Genomic DNA, 16,365 nt, shown 5'->3' with positions numbered 1-16,365 from the left:
CCGGCGAGTGGTGAAGTCCCGGTACATCCGGTCGTCGAGCTCTCGCTCGCGCAGCTCGAGCCGCTTGCGTTCGGTCTGCTCCCGCTCGCGATCTCGAGCGCGAGCCGCCGCTCGGCGCGCGCCCGCAGCGCGTTGCGCGCGCCCCAGACGATCCGCCCCCGGTGGCGAGCAACATCGTGACCACGAACGCCACCAGGAACTACATCCTCCGAATTCTAGGGCCGTGGCGGCCATGCCCAGACGACCGTGATCACCACACCTACGAAGGGAGGTGGGAGTAAGGTGCGAGACGCATCGTCGGAGGTGAGATCCCTGCGCAGCAACGAACTTCGGTCGCGTCTGCTGGTGTCCCTGCTCGGCGTCACGTTGGCGCTCACCGCATGCTCGTCCACCGATCCCGGGGAGCCGTCGGCCGAGCAGGAGGCGGACAAGCCTCGCCTCGAGCTCGTGCCCAAGGACGCGGCGAAGGACGTCTCGCCGATCGAGCCGGTCGAGGTGCGGGCCAGCCGCGGCACGATCGACGAGGTGTCGTTGACCAACCCGGCGGGCAAGGAGGTCAGCGGCAGCCTCTCGAAGGACAAGGCGTCGTGGGCGTCGGACGAACCGCTGGGCTACGACCGCCAGTACACGCTCGAGGCGTCGATCCGCGGCAAGGACGGGAAGACCGTCACCGAGAAGTCGTCGTTCACCACGGTGAGCCCGGCGGGGACCGTGTACCCGTCGTTCCTGCCGCCACCGAAGATCACCACGGTCGGCGTCGGACAGCCGATCGCGGTCATCTTCGACTCCCCGCCGCCCGACCAGGCCGCCGCCGAGCGCGCGTTGAAGGTCACCGCCACGCCGGAGACCGAAGGCTCCTGGTACTGGTGGGACGACCGGACCGTGCACTGGCGACCCAAGGACTACTGGAAGCCGGGTACCAAGGTCACCGTCGACGCGAAGGTGTACGGCGTGCACCTCGGAGACGGGATGTACGGCGACACCGACCGGACCCTCAACCTCACGATCGGCCCCGCGAAGATCGCGACCATCGACGACAAGACCCACCGGATGGTCGTCACGGTCAACGGCAAGAAGGTCAAGACGTTCCCGGTCAGCATGGGCCGCGCCGGCTCCACCACCGGCAAGGACGGCAAGAAGATCTCGTTCATCACGCCGAGCGGCACCTACGTGGCGCAGGAGAAGTACAAGGTGAAGCGGATGAACTCGGACAGCTACGGGCTCCCGTCGGACGCCTCGCTCGGCTACGACGAGAAGATCCCGCTCGCGGTGCGCGTGTCCAACAGCGGCATCTTCGTCCACGCCGCGCCCTGGTCGGTCGCCGACCAGGGCCGCCGAAACGTCTCCCACGGCTGTGTCAACCTCAGCCCCGAGGCCGGCCGGTGGTTCTACGACAACTTCAGCTACGGCGACATCGTCACGATCCACAACACCGCCACGAAGCTCGCTCCCACCGACGGGTTCGGCGACTGGAACATCCCGTGGGAGAAGTGGCAGGAAGGCAGCGCCCTGCGCTAGCCGCCTTGCGCAGCTCGGCTACATAGGACCGTGCGTGGCGGCTCGCACGACGTACTCGACGTGGAGACGAGCGTCTACGACCAACTGAGCACCCGCACACCGACGTTCGGACTACAACGAATCGCGGCACAATGTGCCACACACAGATGTGCCGTCCAACCCCATTGGCAAACCGCACCGCCTCGTGAATCATGCACCGAAAGTGGCGCGATCTGGTTGCGTCGCGCACAGCCACGTGTCGATCATGAGAAGGAGGGCCGTGCTTCGAGACAGGGAGCAGTTCGAGCACTGGCTCGACGAATGGAAGGACCACACCTGGTCACGACGCAGCCCTCAGGAGTGGTCCCGAATCCAGCTCGTGGAGTCGGACGTGCACGAGCACACGCGCGAGGTGCTGGCCGCACCCGCCGCGAACGGGCTGGACAGGCTGTCGACCGTCGTCCAGACCGTGACCGTGCAGCGCGACAACCACAACCGCTGCCGTACCCGCATCGGCGGTGAGCTCCTCGCCCTGCAGGAGGCCGGGGGCACCTGGCAGGAGATCGCGGACTGGACCAACATGGACGAACGAACCGTCCGCACCCTGGCGCGACCCACCAAGTCCAGGGAGAGCACAGCCTCTTCACCGATCGACGAGGACCTGGCCGCCCTCGTCGCGCAGGTCCCGAACAACCCCTTCTTCAGGACCTGCGAACTGCTGACGATGTCCTGGTTCTTCGAGACCTTCGCCAACGAGTTGGAGGACGTCACCGACTGGCTGTGTTTCGAACTGTCCACCGTGGGCATCGACCGTTCCTACATCGCCCGGCACGCGCACATGAACCAGCTGACCGTCGCCCGCCGGATCAACCGCGCGAAACGCCGCGGCTGGCCACCGCGCTCACAGCGCTCCACCTCGTGAACGTCGCCGACACCTGACACCACGCGTTGCGGTTGGATCGGGGCGTGGTCGCGCTTCCGATCCATGATCCTTCTGGCAACGCCTTGGTCGACTTTCGCTTCGTGACGGAAGAGGACCTGACGCACCTGGTCGAGCAGGTGCCGGTGCCCGCGTCGTTGGTTGTCGCCGCCCACGCGGGTGCCGTCCTGATGATGTTCGACAGCTGGCGCAAGCAGTGGGAACTGCCAGGAGGAACGCGAGAGCCAGGTGAGACCACGCGCCAGACCGCCATCCGCGAGCTGCGCGAGGAGACCGGCATCCACGTCGTCGACCTGACCGTCGCGGCCGTGGCCGAGTTCGAACTGACGAAGCCGGAGCGCCGCGAGCTCCTGGCGATCTACCGGGTTCAACTCCAGGTCGAGCCCCGGCTGACCGTGAACGACGAGGCGCAGGACTTCCGATGGTGGCTGCCATCGGAACACGTGAGCGAGGACATGAGCCCGTTGGACGCGGAGATCGCCAGGCGCGTGGTCCAGTCATCGACCACCTGACCACGGCCGCATCCGCGTCGACGACCCGCAGTGGGAACGCCGGTACGGTCCCTACTTCGCCTATGCCCAGTCGAAGCCGGCCGACCTGAGGTTCACCCGGCAGCTCGCCGCCGTCGCCGCCGAGCGCGGCCGGCACCTGCTCAGCACCCTGCCGCTCGCCAGCGGCACGAGGTGACGACAGCCCGTCCGATGTGGACCGGCTACACCGTGCTCCGCCAGCTGGGAACTCCGAGCACGATCAGCCGCAGCCGCTTCCGTGCGATCGACACGATCCGCTCGTCGGCCTCGGCGTCACCGGGCCGTACCCCCTCGAGGAGGTCGGTCACGGTGGCCAGCATCGCGGTGACGATCAGGTCCGCCATCATGTGCAGGTCCTCAGTGGACCATTCGCGCAGGTACTCGAACCGGGCCAGGTCGATGGCGAGCTCGCTCGAGAACAGGCGCAGCTCGACGCCGATCGCACGGGACACCGGACCGGTGCCGCTGTAGCGCTCGCGGATGACGAACCGGAAGTGGTCCTCGTTGCCCCGCACGTGTTCGTACAACGTGCGGACCGACGCCCGGATGAGATGGTGGGAGCTCGCGGGGTCGCTCCGCGCCGCCCGGATCATGCGGCGGAGGGTGCGCATGGCCTCCTCGACCAGCGCCACGCCGAGCTCGTCCATCGAGGTGAAGTGCCGGTAGAACGCGGTCGGCACGATCCCGACCCGCTTGGTCACCTCGCGCAGGCTGAGGTTGCCGAAGCCGCGGTCGGCGAGCAGTTCGAGTGCCGCGTCCAACAGCGCCTGCCGGGTGCGCTGCTTGCGCTCCTGGCGGCTGACTGGCTCGGCGGTCACGCCGGTCACCGTACTGGCTGCCGCACTATCGGCCATGTCACACCACCGCCGTGTTGACGATCCGCCGTGGTTGCAGTGCACTGTTCAGTGTACGACTGTTCACTGTAATCGGATGCGACGTGAGACACCTCTGGAGGTGCCATGACATCGCTCCTGCCACGGCGGGCCCGCCGGCTGGCCGCACTGGCCGAGGCCCTGCTCACCCCGCACGGCGCGGACCGCTACCTCGAGCTGATCAACCCGATGCTCGTCCGCGGCGAGATCCGCGGGGAGGTCACCGACGTCCGGCGGCAGACCGGGGACACGGTCACGCTCACGATGCGGCCGAGCCGGGCCTGGCGTGGCTTCACCGCGGGCCAGTACGTGCGGGTCTCGGTGGACATCGACGGGGTGCGGCGCACCCGCTGCTACTCCCCCGCCGGTTCCCAGCACCGCACGGACGGTCTGCTCGAGCTCACGATCAAGGCCGACCCGCAGGGCCTGGTCTCCCGCCACCTGAACCGGAACACCGTGCCCGGCACTGTGTTCGGACTGTCCCAACCGGACGGCGGGTTCACCATGCCGGAGCGGCGACCCGAGCGCGTGCTGCTGGTCAGCGGCGGCAGCGGGATCACCCCGGTGCTGTCGATGCTGCGCACCCTCGTCGACGAGGGGCACCCCGGCGAGATCACGTTCCTCCACTACGCCAACGACGCGCAGGACGTGCTCTACCGCGCGGAGCTGGCCGGACTCGCCGAGCGGCACCCCGGCCTGCGGGTGGTGCTCGCGTACACGGCGACCGACGCGGGCGCCGACCTGCGCGGGTTCTTCTCCGCCGAGCACCTGGCCCACGCCGCGCCCTGGTATCGCGAGGCGCAGACCTACCTGTGCGGGCCGAAGCCGCTGATGGACTCGGTGCGCGAGCTGTTCGGCGCCGAGGGTTTGAGTGAACGACTGCACACCGAAGAGTTCACGCCACCCGCGCTGACCTTCGACGCCGCGGACGCGACGGGGCAGATCCGCTTCGCGCACAGCGGCAAGGAGTTCGCCAACAGCGGCAAGCCCCTGCTGGCACAGGCCGAGGACGCCGGGCTGCGCCCGGAGCACGGCTGCCGGATGGGCATCTGCTTCTCCTGCACCAAGGTCAAGACCTCGGGGCGGGTTCGGAACGCGAAGTCCGGCGAGGTGTCCGGCGAAGAGAACGAAGAGATCCAGCTGTGCATCTCCGTCCCGGTCGGGGACGTCGAGATCGCGGGCTGACACAACCATCGTGAAGGAGTGACCATGACCGGCCTTCAGGACCGTCTCACCCCCGAACAGGTCGAGGAGTTCGGCCGCGAGCTGGACGAGCTGCGGCAGCGGATCGTGTCCGACCTCGGCGCCGAGGACGTCGCCTACATCCACAACGTCATCAGGACCCAGCGTGGCCTGGAGGTCCTCGGCCGCGGCCTGCTGTTCGCGGGCTTCTTCCCGCCCGCCTGGGTCGCGGGCGTCGGCGCGTTGGCGCTGTCCAAGATCCTCGACAACATGGAGATCGGGCACAACGTCATGCACGGCCAGTACGACTGGACCCGTGACCCGGCGCTGAGCTCACAACGGTTCGAGTGGGACCTCGTGGCGCCCGCCGAGAACTGGCGGCACTCGCACAACTACATCCACCACACCTTCACCAACATCCTCGACAAGGACCGCGACATCGGCTACGGGATCCTGCGGATGGACCCGGCCCAGCGGTGGCACCCGTACTACCTGGGCAACCCGGTGTACGCGGCGCTGCTGGCGGTGATCTTCCAGTGGGGTGTGATGCTGCACGACCTCGAGTTCGACCGGATCGTCAAGGGCGAGCGGACGCTGGCCGACACCAAGGACGTCGCGCGGCGGATGCTGCGCAAGGCGTCGCGGCAGGTCGGCAAGGACTACGTGCTGTTCCCGCTGCTCACCGGCCCGCTGGCGCCCCTGACGTTCCTCGGCAACGCGACCGCGAACCTCACGCGCAACCTGTGGGCGTTCGCGATCATCTTTTGCGGACACTTCCCGGCCGACGTCGAGAGCTTCTCCGAGGAGGAGACCGAGCAGGAGTCGCGCGGGCAGTGGTACCTGCGGCAGATCCTCGGCTCGGCGAACATCACCGGCGGGCCGCTGTTCCACATCATGTCCGGCAACCTCTCGCACCAGATCGAGCACCATCTGTTCCCGGACATCCCGGCCCGCCGCTACCCGCAGATCGCCGGCGAGGTGCGTGCGATCTGCGAGAAGTACGGCCTGCCCTACAACACCGGCGGGCTGACGAAGCAGCTGGCGTCCGTGGCCAGGAAGATCGTGCGCCTCGCCCTGCCGTGGGTCGGCGAGCCGCGCAGGCCGGCGCCGGAGCCGTCTACCCTCGACGACGGGAAGCGACTCGCTGCGGTGTAGAGGGGCGGACATGGTCGGTCGGTTCGAGAGCGGCAAGGACACGGTTCAGGTGCTCACCGAGTCCGCGGCGACGCACATCGGGAAGATCGCCATGATCGTCACCGGTGCCGTCCGCGACATCGCCCGGGAGACCGGCGAGTGGGTCACCGACGTCATCGAGATGCGCGAGGCAACCGACCGAGCACGCGCCGACGACGAGCGGCACCGCGAGGCCGACTCGACGACGACCGACTCCACCGTGGCCGAGAGCGCCGACCCACCCGGCCCCGACACACCGGCGGCCGACCCGAAGTGACCCAGACCGGCCGGCTCAGCGGCAGAGGGTGCGCTCGGCGGCCATGACGAGGGTCCGGGTGATCTCGTCGACGTCGAGGTGCCGGCCGGAGTAGAGCAGGTCGAAGCCGTCGAAGCTGGTCAGCAGCCACAGCAGGTCGGCGGCCTGGTCGACGGTGACGTCGGGACGTAGGACGTCCTGCTCGGCGAGCCGGCGGGCGAGGTGGGCCATGCCGCCGGCGCGGTTCTGTTCGATCCGCCCGATGGCGCCGCTGAGTACCTCCTGGTCGAGCGCCGCGGTGGAGTACAGAGCGCGGGCGACGTCGCGCAGCGACGCGAAGACCTCCACGCCGGCACGGATGCCCTGGCGCAGGTGCTCGCGTGCGTCCGGGTTCCGTACCGCTGCCACGAGCCGGTCGAAGCCGGCCTGGTTGACCATGTCCTCGGCGACGGCGTCGAACAGGCCGGCCCGGGAGCCGAACAGGAGGTAGATCGTCGAGCGCGCCACGCGGGCGTCGCGGGCGATCTGGTCGAGGCTCACCGGCTGCGACGGAGCCGTCCGCAGCCGGCCCAGGGCCGCGTCGAGGATGCGCCGCCGAGTCTCCTCCGCACTCTCGGCGCGCAGGCGCTGTTCGTACTTCCGGGTCGCCATGATCGCGACCCTAGCAATTGACTTGACGCTCTGTCTTCTGAAAGACATGCTGTATTTCGAAAGACAACATGTCCAATGAACATTCGGAGAACCTGTTGAGTACTGCCTCACCGCCCGTCCCCGGCACCGCGCCGAGTGGTCCGGTCACCGCGGCCGGCTACCACGTGATCACCTACGTCCGCTGCGGGACCGGAGGCTCGGGGCGGGACGACTGGCCCGGCGGCGCCGTGGTCGGCGTCAGCTCCGGCGCGCTGATCGCCCTCGACCTGGCGGCGCGCCACCCCGCGCTCGTCGAGCACGTCGTGGCCTGGGAGCCGCCCGCCCTCGGGCTCCTCCCCGACGCCGCGGCGCAGGGCGACGACGTCATGGCACCCGTACAGGCGCGTCTCGCCGCGAATCCCGGGGACTACGTCGGCGCGCAGGCGATCCTGCTCTCCGCGATCCTCGACATCCCGGTCGTCGTCGGGATCTCGCCCAACGACGTCGTGGCCGCCGTCGTGCGCGCGCTCACCGAGATCACCGGCCGCGAACCGATCACCGACGTGGTCCGGCGAGCCGCGGCCGCCGGCCGCACCATCGAGAGACAGGTCGTCTCGTGAGCTCGCGCGTGCTGATCGCCGCCTGGCTCACCTGGCCGGCCGGGCTGCTGCTCGCCCTCGCATACGCGATGGGCCAGGTCATCCCCACCACCGTGTTCGCCGTCTTCGCGGTCGCCTATGTGGGCGCGGCGCTCCTGCTCCTGCGCACGCTGGACGGGTCCGCCGACCGCCCGGCCGCGGCACTCGTGCTCGCCGGGGTGGGCATCTTCGTGCTGGCCGGCGCGACCGGCGAACCGACCGCCCGCGAACCCGCGCTGATGCTGCTCAACGCGGCCGTCCTGGCCGCCGTCGCGATGACGCTGCTGGTCGCGGCCACACGGCTGGCGCTGCGTTGCGAGAGCGCGCGGGCACCGGCGGCGCTCGCGGTGCTGGCTCTGGTGGTCGGCAGCGGCGGCTACCTGATCAACCTCGTCGCTCGGTGGGCCGTCGTGTTGTCGGGGTCGGCCGGGCTGCAGCTCGAGGTCGAGTCCTCGTCCTGGGTCGCCTATGCCTACCTGCCGGGTCTGGATTCCGCGCCCACGTTCCTCGGTTTCCTGCTCGTGCTGCTCGACCTGCTCCAGCTCACCTACGTCGTGCTCGGCTACGTGGGGTTCGCCGCGCTCGCGGTGGCGCTCGGCCGAGCCGGAGCGCTCTCCGCCGGCGCGAGCCAGGGCATCGCCATGGCGGGCTTCGCGCTCGCCGCGGTCGCCGGCGGGAGCGCCATGAGCGCGCTCCTGCTGCCGGGAGTGGGCGCCACGGTCGCCGGATGGTCGGCGTTCGTGCTTACGATCCCGTTCATGTCCACACTCCTGCCGTTCGCGCTCGGCGTCGGCCTGCTCCGGGCGCACCGGGCACGGCCCGCGGTCGGCGACGCGAAGGTCCCGGCCCTCGATCCCCAAGGAGCACGCCGTGGCTGACGATCTCCTGATCGCGCAACGCTTTCCGCGCAGCTCCCGCTACCACCCCGACTGGATCAGGTCCGGCGTGAGCGGTGGGGCCAACTCGCTGTGGCTGGCGGAATGGCTCACCGAGGACCTCCCGTTGCGCGCCGGGATGCGCGTGCTCGACCTCGGCTGCGGGCGCGGCGCCTCGTCGGTGTTCCTGCACGAGGAGTTCGGCGTGCAGGTGTGGGCGGCGGACCTGTGGTTCAGCCCCGACGAGCGAGCGCGCCGGTTCGCCGACGCCGGCGTGGCGGACGCGGTGTTCCCCGTTCGGGCCGACGCCCGGGCGCTGCCGTTCCCCGCGGGGTTCTTCGACGCGGTGGTGAGCCTCGACTCGTTCTTCTACTACGGAACCGACGACCTCTATCTCAACTACCTGGCCCGCTTCCTCCGCCCGGACGGTCTGATCGGCATCGCCGGCGCCGGGCTCACCCGCGAGCTCGACGTCGAGGTCCCGGAGCACCTGCGCCAGTGGTGGGAGCCGAGCCTGTGCTGCCTGCACTCGGCGAAGTGGTGGCGGCGGCACTGGCAGCGCAGCGGGATCGTCGACGTCGAGCTGGCGGACACCCTCCCCGAGGGGTGGCGGTTCTGGTTGGACTGGCAGCGCACGGTCGCCCCGGACAACCAGGTCGAGATCGACGCGCTGTCCGCCGACCAGGGCGGCACCCTCGGCTACGTCCGAACCATCGCCCGACGCCGCACCGACCGCGAGCCCGACGACCCCATCGCCACGATCCCCGCCGAGTACATCCGCCAACCGCTCTACCGCTCGGTGCTCGACGAGGGGCCGACGCCGTGAGCGTGTCTCGGCCTCGGCCGACGCGACTCGCGGAGGACAATGGCTGTCATGTCAGACGAGGACGCGGGCTACGAGCACCTGCGCGAGGCCATCGGCGTGATGACCGCATGGAGCAGCTCAGACGAAGCGTTCATGAGCATCTACTACAACAAGCTGCTCGACGACTACGGCCCCGAGAAGGCCCGCGAGGTCGTCTCCGGACTCATCAACCTGTGCGGCGAGCTGCTCGCCATGCGCACCGAGGAGAAGGGCGTCAGCGCGGAGGACACCCTCCAGGAGATCGCGCGGCAGATCGCTGACCACTAGACCTGGACCCGGCGTTACGCTTCGGGCACGGTCAGACCGGTGCGACCCAGTACGGCGCGACGGTCATCGTCCCGTTGCCGGCGGCGCCGTTCAGCTGCCCGCTGGACGTGGTCGACAGCGTGTACCAGGAGTCGACGTAGTCCGGGTCGTCGGTCCACCACGACGCCGGGATGGCGTTGAGGATCGCGTTGACGAGCGGGATGTACGCGCCACCGTCCACAATGGTCAGCAGGGCGTCCGCGATCGCGATGGCGAGCTGCTGGTAGTTCGTGTCGCCGTCGTCCTCCATCATCACGAAGTCGGCGAGGTTGTACTTGTACGCCGAGAAGTGGACGATCAGCTGACCCGGAGTGTAGGTCGAACCGTCGTTGTCGAGGTAGGGCATCGTCAGCGTGCTGGCCGCCACCTTGCCGTCCATGCCGAACCCGCCCGCGATGCCGAAGATCTCCGCGTCGCCCTTGACCCACGGCTCCTTGTCATCGTTCAGCCGCACCGACTGGACCTGCGTCGCCCAGTACCCGTCGGCCGCGTGCACTCGCTCGGCGTCGGCGACACCACGCTGGTCGAACACCTGCCGCAGCACGGACAGGCCGAGCGGCAGCGCCTTCGCGGTGTCGACCTCGACCACGAACACCGGGCGACTGGGCGCCTTCCGCGCGGCCAGACTGACCTTCGCGCCGTCGCGGGAGTACGCGGTGACGACCTCGGCGGAGTCGTCCGAAGGCGCGGACGCCACCAGCGGGGCCTCGCCGCGCCGCACGGCGGCACGCATGCCGGGCTGGGCAAGGCGGAGCTGGAGCAGCGACGGCCCGTCGGCCGGCAACCCCTTGGCGACCAGCACCTCGCGGTTGGCACGGCGGACGGCGGCATCGAGCGCCTGGCCGTCGCGCGTGGCGGCGAGGTTCACCGGCTTCGCCGCGGCGGCCGAGAACAACCCGGCGCGAGCGTCCGTGGCGAGCTCTCTGGCGAGCAGGTCGGTGGCCGCGGCGACCGAGTCGCCCGGTGTCGCGGGAGGCGGCGCCGCCTCGCTCGGGATGGCGACAGCACCGACGACAGAGCCGGCGACGACCGCCATCGCGGTCACGGACAGAGCGATACGAAAGGAACGTGGGTTCACGAGACCCCCTGGATCGGCGGCCCTGCTGCAGGGTGGGCAGGGTCCGTGACAATTAGGGCCGGCCCGTCACTGCCGTGTCAATCGATCACGGCCGGGCACCGGACATGTTGATCCCATGGGACGCGCGGCAGCCGCCGATCGGCCGCAAGCCTTGCGGCGTCACGACTCCGGCGGCGCCGGGCGGTCAGGTCGGGCCGAGCCGGCCCGCGCGGGCGCCCTTGTGACCGCGAGCTGGAAGAGGTCCGGACGCGCGTAGTGCCCGACGACGTCGAGGTCGAGATACGCACCATCGAGCACGGCCAGGTCGAGGTCGGCGAAGAGCACCTCCCGCCGGTCGAACACGGGGCCGGCGAGGAACCGACCGAACGGGTCCACGACGCAGCTCCCGCCGCGGATGACCACCTGGTCTGCGCCGAGTGACAAGCCGAGCGGGAAGTCGGGTGGGTAGTCGTCACGGACCGCGAACTGGGTCGCGGACACCACGAAGCAGCGGCCCTCGATGCCGATGTGGCGCATGGTGGCCGCCCAGGTGTCCCGGCAGTCGACCGTCGGTGCGCAGTAGAGCTGCACTCCTCGCTGGTAGAGAGCCGTTCGGTAGAGCGGCATGTAGTTCTCCCAACAGATCGCCATGCCGACCACCCCGAGGTCGGTGTCGACCACCGCGACGTCGGCGGCGTCTCCCTGTCCCCAGATCAGCCGCTCGGTTCCGGTCGGCACGAGCTTGCGGTGCTGGCCGAGCAGCGTGCCGTCCGGCGCGATCAGCAGCGCCGTGCAGTACAGCGTGTGCCCGGCCCGTTCGACGACGCCGAGCACGACATGCGCCCGGCAGCGGGCGACGGTCGCGCGGAGCTCGTCGAACGTGTCGCCGGGGATGTCGATGGCCGACCTCCGGTACCGGGCGAACAACGCGCGTCCGTCGTCGGTGCGTTCGCCGACCGTGGCCCCGAACGTGGCGCCCTTCGGGTAGCCACCGATGAAGGCCTCCGGGAACACCACCAGGTCCGCGCCGCCCGCGACGCTCTCGGTGAGCAACGCCTCGAACCGACCGAGCGTCTCCGGCAGGTCGAACAGGCTGGGCGCGGCCTGAACCACGGCGACACGACAAGTGCTCGCAGCACGCATGCCACGACCGTATCCGCCGCTGCCGTCCGCACGGAACACGTGCGCGGCCGGTCCATAGTGGACCTCCCTGGTACGTCTCAGGGCGAACCCTGAACTTGGCCCCCAGATCCTGCTCGGGTCGGCCGATCGGGGCGATTTCGCACGTAGGTTGGCCACCAACCACGAGGAGGGGTTTGCCAACCATGACCGAATCCGATGTCCAGCAGGCGGCACCGCGCATCCAGTTCCCGGGGATCAGTCCGCGGGCCTACGAACACCCCGCCGACAGGGGTGCGATGGCGACACTGCGCACGGTGCCAGGAGTCGGCAACGTCCTGAAGACGTTGAACTCGCTGTTCAACGAGCGTGCCGAGCGGCTGATGGCGGTGGCCTCGCACGTGCGGGTCGGGCCGGCTCAGTACCCGACCCTCGACAAGGTCCGCCTGGAGTCCGCGGAGATCCTGGACCTGCCGAAGGCGCCGAAGCTGTACGTGTCCCGCGACCCGCGCGCGATCGCGCAGACCAGGGGAATCGACGAGCCGTTCATCGTGCTGTCCACGGGCCTCGTGGAAGCACTCGACACCGAGGCGCTGCGGTTCGTCATCGGTCACGAGATGGGCCACGTCCTGTCCGGGCACGCGGTGCTGCTCACGCTGCTCGACCGGCTGCTGCGGCTGCAGCGCTCGATCGCGTGGGTGCCGCTCGGGGTCATCGGCCTGCGCGCGGTGATCGCGGCGCTGCACGAGTGGCAGCGCAAGTCCGAGCTGAGCTGCGACCGGGCGGGCCTGCTGGCCGGCCAGGACCCGCAGGCGGCGTTGCGGGCGCACCTGTACCTGGCCGGGGCCACCGACCTGTCGCAGATCGACATCCCGTCGTTCCTCGAGCAGGCCAGGGAGTACGAGGAGATCGACGACATCCGCGACAGCATCATCAAGCTGCTCGCGGTGGAGAGCCAGCCGCACCCGTTCTCGGTCGTGCGGGCCTCGCAGCTGCAGCGGTGGGCCGCGTCCGACGAGTACCGCGCGATCCTCACCGGCGACTACCGGCGCCGCGACGCGCAGGACGAGGGCAACCCGCTGAACGAGGACATCCAGGGCGCCGCGAAGTCCTACAAGGACACGTGGGACAACTCCACGGACCCGCTGGTGAAGGTCGTCTCCGACGTGGGCGGCGCCATCACCGGCATGGCCGACAAGGTGTTCGGCGGCTTCCGGCGCTCCGGTCAGCAGGAACCCGCGGGCAGCGACAGCACCAACTGACCAGCGCCGGGGCAGTGGACCGCTCAACCCACTGCCCCGGCGCGCGGTCGGCCGTCACGTCCTCGGCTGGGTGTGGACCTCGGCGAGGTCGTCGGCGGTGACGAGGCGGTACTCGGCCACCCGCTTGCCCACGGCGAAACGCGGGTTCTGGATGCGGCCCTGCCTGGCTTCCCCGTATGGGTCCGCCAGCTCGCCGAACGCGATGCGGGAGACCACACGGATCGCGTCGTCCACACGCTGCGCGCGTTCCAGGTTCCACGCGTCGCCGCGCCACTCGCGCACCCGCTCGTAGATCCGGCGGTTGGTCGGCGGGAACGGCGAGTCGTCGTCGCCGGCCAGCCACGGCTCGGCCAGGGCCAGCGCGACGTACCACTCCTTGGAGTACCGCGTCAGCTGTCCCTTGCGGAGATGCGGCTTCAGCTCGGTGTCGTGCCGGCCCTCGGGCGCGTCGTCCTCGGGTACGGCCGCCGCGGCGACGACGAACGTCAGCAGCAGGTCGGTGAACAGCTCGTCGCCGGCCTGCCTGCCCGCCAGCACGACCAGCTCGTTCTTGCCGAGGTCGAGCATCGCGGACATGCCGCGCACCAACGTCACCCGGCGCGCCCCGCCCGGCGCGTCCAGCAGGCTCGACAGCCGCCCCTCCCCCGCGCCGAGCCACCGCAACGCCGCGGCCTCCGTGCCGATCGTCAGCTCGGCGAGCACTCCGGAGACGTGCCGGGCGCAGTGCGGCAGCCGCAGCTCGATCCGGCGCGGGCGCGGCGTGTCGCCGTGCGGGTCGCGGCCGAACACGAGGCGTTCGCCGGACTCCAGGCGAACCGGATGCAGGTCGCTGCCGCGCACCATGACCTGCAGCATCTCGCCCCCTCATCCGGCTCAGCCGGAGAGTACCGAGCCGGATGTGGGGTCCTACTCGCAGCCGGTGCCCGCCAGGTCGTCGGGGACCGCGTCGGCAAGGTTGGCGCACACCTCGCGGGCGGCCGCGTCCGGATCGAGCCGCCACACCGCGACGTCGGTGTCGGTGCCGCCAGTGGCGAGCCGGCTGCCGTCGCGTGAGAAGGCGACGTCGTTGAGCGGCGCCGCGTGCGCGGTGAGGGTCGCGACCAGCTTCCGGTCGGTCAGGTCCCACAGCCGCACGACCGAGTCCTCCGTCGTCACCGTCGCGACCGTGCGGCCGTCCGGGGAGACCGCGAGCTTGCGCACGGTGGACGGGTGCCGGCCGATCTCGGTGCGCAGCCGCCCGGTCTCCGCATCCCGCAGCTGCAGCGTGCCGCCGGTCCCCGCGGTGACCAACGTGCGGCCGTCCGGGGTGAGGTCCGCGGTGAGCAGCGAGTCGTTGCCGAGCGACACGCGCTTCTCGTCGTCGAAGTCCGGCGTACGCCAGGTCAGCAGGCTCGCGGCGGTGTCGCCGTCCGGGTCGCTGCCCGGCGTGCCGACACCGCCGGAGCTGGTGAGCGCGAGCAGCCGGTCGCCGTCGGGGGCGAACGCCAGGGTCACCGGCCACTGCTTGTCGAGCTCGAGGACCGCGTGCTCGGTGAGGTTCTTCGCGTCCCAGACGTGGATCCGGTAGTCGGGCTCGTCCCCGCCCTGCGCCCGCTCATGGCCCGCGGCGACCCACCTGCCGTCGGGCGAGACGGCCATGGCGCCGCGGAACACCCGCCCGGCGAGCGTGGTCTTGCGCGCCTCGTCGAGCTCGAACACCCCCGACGTCGAGGTGAACGTGGCGTCGCCGGTGCCCACGATCCGCGTGCCGTCGCGGGTGTAGCGGATCCCGTAGACGCCGCGCGGCGACTCGACGCTGTCGTCGGTCTGGTCGCCGGTCGCGGTGTGCCACGAGTACAGGCCGCCGTCCGCGTCCCCGGCCGAGACCGTCTTGCCGTCGGCGCGGAACGCGAGGCTCATGATCGAGCCGTTGGGTGACGAGTGCCAGCTCGCGTTGGTGTGCCAGCGAAGCACGGTGCCGTCGCTGTTGACCCCGACCCGCGTACGCCCGTCGCGCGACACCGCGAGCGCGATCACCGTGTGGCCGACCGTGGTACCGGCCCGCGGTCCGTGCGGCAGACTGCCCAGGTAGGTTCCGTTGATCGGGCTCCAGGTGGTGAGCGTCTCCGGGTCGCTGTTCGTGTACAGGACCCCGCCGTCCGGGTTGAACGCGAGCGAGCTCGGCCCCTGGCCCGGATCCGACACGTGCCGGGTGACGTCCGGGAACGCCCGCACCGGGGCGCCAGTGCGCGGGTCCCACAGCCGGATCATGTTGTCCACCACACTGGAGCTGGCGATGAACTCACGCGAGGCCGTCACCTGGACCGGGATCAGGTCGCTCGCCTTGCGCGCGTTGTCCGCGTGGTCGGTGTGGCGGCCGAGCCGCCGGCCTCGCTGCGCGTCCCACAGCTCGACGCTGCCGTCGGCCCGGCCCAGGGCGAGCCGGCGGCCGTCCGCGGTGTAGGCGACGCTCGTCGCGTCGAACGCGCCGCGCGCGACCCAGCGGATCAGCTTGCCGGTGACCGGATCCCACTCGGCCACCCCGCCCGTGCCGGCGGCGTCGGCCGACAAGGAGGCCACGGCCGCGCCGTCCGGCCGCCACGCCACCGGGCCGATCGCCGGGTTGGCGTCCGCGACCTCGCTGACCGGCCGTCCACTTGGGACCTCCCAGACGCGCACGCCGCTCGCCTCGGGGTCGTCGGTCACGAGGGAGGAGGTGGCGAGCTGCCGGCCGTCGGGCGAGAACCGCACGGCGAGCACGGTTCCCTGGACGGCGATGTCGACGTCGAGCGCCCGGCGCCGCTCGACGTCCCACAGCACGACCTCCCCCTCCGTGGAGCCGATGGCCATCAGCGAGCCGTCCGGGTTGACGTCGATGACCGACGCGTGGCGCACGCCGGAGGAGATCGCCGCCGGGTAGGTGAGCAGCGGTGCGGACAGCAGTGCGCCGCGCGCCTCCACGGTCGGGCTGGTGTGCCAGCCCTGGACCGCCTTGCGCATGGCGTCCACCGGGTCCACGTCGGCCTCGGCCAGCGACTCGGCCGCGAGCTGGCGGGACAGCGCGTCCCGGCGCTCCTGCTCGGCGTCGTTGCGCGCCACCACGGCGACCACGCCCGCGACGAGCGCGACCGCGAGCAGTGTGGCGAGCCCGGCGACGAGCCCGCGCAGCCGCCGGGTCCGCCGC

Annotated in this window: 16 protein-coding genes and 1 pseudogene; 11 read left to right on the top strand and 6 right to left on the bottom strand. The window is 70.6% G+C overall.

The window, feature by feature from the left end; all coding sequences use genetic code 11:
• Positions 1-282: 282 nt before the first annotated feature.
• The 3 genes from ACRDSK_RS07960 (at position 283) to ACRDSK_RS07950 (ending at position 2,949) form a co-directional block, all read left to right on the top strand.
• Entirely contained in the window at positions 283-1,518 is a 1,236-nt protein-coding gene (locus tag ACRDSK_RS07960; RefSeq protein WP_431439303.1) for a L,D-transpeptidase, read from the top strand.
• A 259-nt stretch (positions 1,519-1,777) separates the two neighbouring features.
• Positions 1,778-2,419: a hypothetical protein gene (locus tag ACRDSK_RS07955; RefSeq protein ID WP_431439302.1), complete on the top strand. Its 642-nt coding sequence runs from the start codon at positions 1,778-1,780 to the stop codon at positions 2,417-2,419.
• 101 nt (positions 2,420-2,520) lie between these two features.
• Positions 2,521-2,949, top strand: coding sequence for an NUDIX hydrolase (locus tag ACRDSK_RS07950; protein ID WP_431439301.1), 429 nt, complete (start codon positions 2,521-2,523; stop codon positions 2,947-2,949).
• A gap of 200 nt (positions 2,950-3,149) precedes the next feature.
• Here ACRDSK_RS07950 and ACRDSK_RS07945 read toward each other — a convergent pair whose 3' ends face one another.
• Positions 3,150-3,821, bottom strand: a complete 672-nt coding sequence (locus tag ACRDSK_RS07945; protein ID WP_431439300.1) for a TetR family transcriptional regulator — start codon at positions 3,819-3,821, stop codon at positions 3,150-3,152.
• 105 nt (positions 3,822-3,926) lie between these two features.
• Between ACRDSK_RS07945 and ACRDSK_RS07940 the strand changes: the two genes are divergently transcribed.
• The 3 genes and pseudogenes from ACRDSK_RS07940 to ACRDSK_RS07930 all read left to right on the top strand — a co-directional run.
• Positions 3,927-5,024, top strand: coding sequence for a ferredoxin reductase (locus tag ACRDSK_RS07940; protein ID WP_431439299.1), 1,098 nt, complete (start codon positions 3,927-3,929; stop codon positions 5,022-5,024).
• Positions 5,025-5,048: 24 nt separating this feature from the next.
• Entirely contained in the window at positions 5,049-6,176 is a 1,128-nt protein-coding gene (locus tag ACRDSK_RS07935) for a fatty acid desaturase family protein (protein WP_431439298.1), read from the top strand.
• Between the two features lie 10 nt (positions 6,177-6,186).
• Positions 6,187-6,372 (top strand): annotated as a pseudogene (locus ACRDSK_RS07930) (hypothetical protein); the annotation flags it as partial.
• A gap of 114 nt (positions 6,373-6,486) precedes the next feature.
• On the opposite strand, the gene ACRDSK_RS07925 reads toward ACRDSK_RS07930, so the two are convergent.
• Positions 6,487-7,101 carry a TetR/AcrR family transcriptional regulator gene (locus tag ACRDSK_RS07925; RefSeq protein ID WP_431439297.1) on the bottom strand — a complete coding sequence of 205 codons (615 nt, stop codon included), beginning with the start codon at positions 7,099-7,101 and terminating at the stop codon, positions 6,487-6,489.
• Between the two features lie 95 nt (positions 7,102-7,196).
• On the opposite strand from ACRDSK_RS07925, the gene ACRDSK_RS07920 reads away from it, so the two are divergent.
• The 4 genes from ACRDSK_RS07920 to ACRDSK_RS07905 are packed head-to-tail and all read left to right on the top strand — an operon-like array spanning position 7,197 to position 9,725.
• On the top strand, positions 7,197-7,700 hold the full coding sequence (locus ACRDSK_RS07920; RefSeq protein WP_431439296.1) for an alpha/beta hydrolase: 504 nt from the start codon (positions 7,197-7,199) through the stop codon (positions 7,698-7,700).
• Positions 7,697-8,596: a hypothetical protein gene (locus ACRDSK_RS07915; protein ID WP_431439295.1), complete on the top strand. Its 900-nt coding sequence runs from the start codon at positions 7,697-7,699 to the stop codon at positions 8,594-8,596. The genes ACRDSK_RS07920 and ACRDSK_RS07915 overlap by 4 nt, the downstream gene beginning before the upstream one ends.
• Positions 8,589-9,419, top strand: a complete 831-nt coding sequence (locus ACRDSK_RS07910) for an SAM-dependent methyltransferase (RefSeq protein WP_431439294.1) — start codon at positions 8,589-8,591, stop codon at positions 9,417-9,419. The genes ACRDSK_RS07915 and ACRDSK_RS07910 overlap by 8 nt, the downstream gene beginning before the upstream one ends.
• A gap of 48 nt (positions 9,420-9,467) precedes the next feature.
• Positions 9,468-9,725 carry a hypothetical protein gene (locus tag ACRDSK_RS07905; protein ID WP_431439293.1) on the top strand — a complete coding sequence of 86 codons (258 nt, stop codon included), beginning with the start codon at positions 9,468-9,470 and terminating at the stop codon, positions 9,723-9,725.
• Positions 9,726-9,756: 31 nt separating this feature from the next.
• Here ACRDSK_RS07905 and ACRDSK_RS07900 read toward each other — a convergent pair whose 3' ends face one another.
• Both ACRDSK_RS07900 and ACRDSK_RS07895 read right to left on the bottom strand, forming a co-directional pair.
• Complete coding sequence (locus ACRDSK_RS07900) at positions 9,757-10,800, bottom strand: DUF3103 family protein (RefSeq protein ID WP_431439329.1); 1,044 nt, start codon at positions 10,798-10,800, stop codon at positions 9,757-9,759.
• Between the two features lie 201 nt (positions 10,801-11,001).
• Positions 11,002-11,964 carry a carbon-nitrogen hydrolase family protein gene (locus ACRDSK_RS07895; protein WP_431439292.1) on the bottom strand — a complete coding sequence of 321 codons (963 nt, stop codon included), beginning with the start codon at positions 11,962-11,964 and terminating at the stop codon, positions 11,002-11,004.
• 182 nt (positions 11,965-12,146) lie between these two features.
• Here ACRDSK_RS07895 and ACRDSK_RS07890 point away from each other — a divergent pair, with 182 nt between their 5' ends.
• The gene (locus ACRDSK_RS07890; RefSeq protein ID WP_431439291.1) at positions 12,147-13,202 is read left to right on the top strand and encodes a M48 family metallopeptidase; all 1,056 of its coding nucleotides are present in this window, start codon (positions 12,147-12,149) and stop codon (positions 13,200-13,202) included.
• Positions 13,203-13,256: 54 nt separating this feature from the next.
• On the opposite strand, the gene ACRDSK_RS07885 is transcribed toward ACRDSK_RS07890, so the two are convergent.
• A complete protein-coding gene (locus ACRDSK_RS07885; RefSeq protein ID WP_431439290.1) occupies positions 13,257-14,057 on the bottom strand; it encodes a hypothetical protein in 801 nt (266 codons plus the stop codon).
• A gap of 51 nt (positions 14,058-14,108) precedes the next feature.
• Positions 14,109-16,365: WD40 repeat domain-containing protein (locus ACRDSK_RS07880; protein WP_431439289.1), on the bottom strand; the 2,257-nt coding region annotated here is incomplete at its 5' end.

This window comes from Actinophytocola sp. (assembly GCF_050699915.1).
Taxonomy (GTDB): Bacteria; Actinomycetota; Actinomycetes; order Mycobacteriales; family Pseudonocardiaceae; genus Actinophytocola.
The sequence above is the reverse complement of the archived record's forward strand: the minus strand, read 5'-3'. Positions and strand labels throughout refer to the sequence as shown.

Excerpts from the sequence above, each read along its gene's own strand:
- ACRDSK_RS07945 (WP_431439300.1), bottom strand. The coding sequence starts at position 3,821 with ATGGCCGATAGTGCGGCAGCCAGTACGGTGACCGGCGTGACCGCCGAG.
- ACRDSK_RS07940 (WP_431439299.1), top strand. The coding sequence starts at position 3,927 with ATGACATCGCTCCTGCCACGGCGGGCCCGCCGGCTGGCCGCACTGGCC.
- ACRDSK_RS07935 (WP_431439298.1), top strand. The coding sequence starts at position 5,049 with ATGACCGGCCTTCAGGACCGTCTCACCCCCGAACAGGTCGAGGAGTTC.
- ACRDSK_RS07925 (WP_431439297.1), bottom strand. The coding sequence starts at position 7,101 with ATGGCGACCCGGAAGTACGAACAGCGCCTGCGCGCCGAGAGTGCGGAG.
- ACRDSK_RS07905 (WP_431439293.1), top strand. The coding sequence starts at position 9,468 with ATGTCAGACGAGGACGCGGGCTACGAGCACCTGCGCGAGGCCATCGGC.
- ACRDSK_RS07900 (WP_431439329.1), bottom strand. The coding sequence starts at position 10,800 with ATGGCGGTCGTCGCCGGCTCTGTCGTCGGTGCTGTCGCCATCCCGAGC.
- ACRDSK_RS07895 (WP_431439292.1), bottom strand. The coding sequence starts at position 11,964 with ATGCGTGCTGCGAGCACTTGTCGTGTCGCCGTGGTTCAGGCCGCGCCC.
- ACRDSK_RS07890 (WP_431439291.1), top strand. The coding sequence starts at position 12,147 with ATGACCGAATCCGATGTCCAGCAGGCGGCACCGCGCATCCAGTTCCCG.
- ACRDSK_RS07885 (WP_431439290.1), bottom strand. The coding sequence starts at position 14,057 with ATGCTGCAGGTCATGGTGCGCGGCAGCGACCTGCATCCGGTTCGCCTG.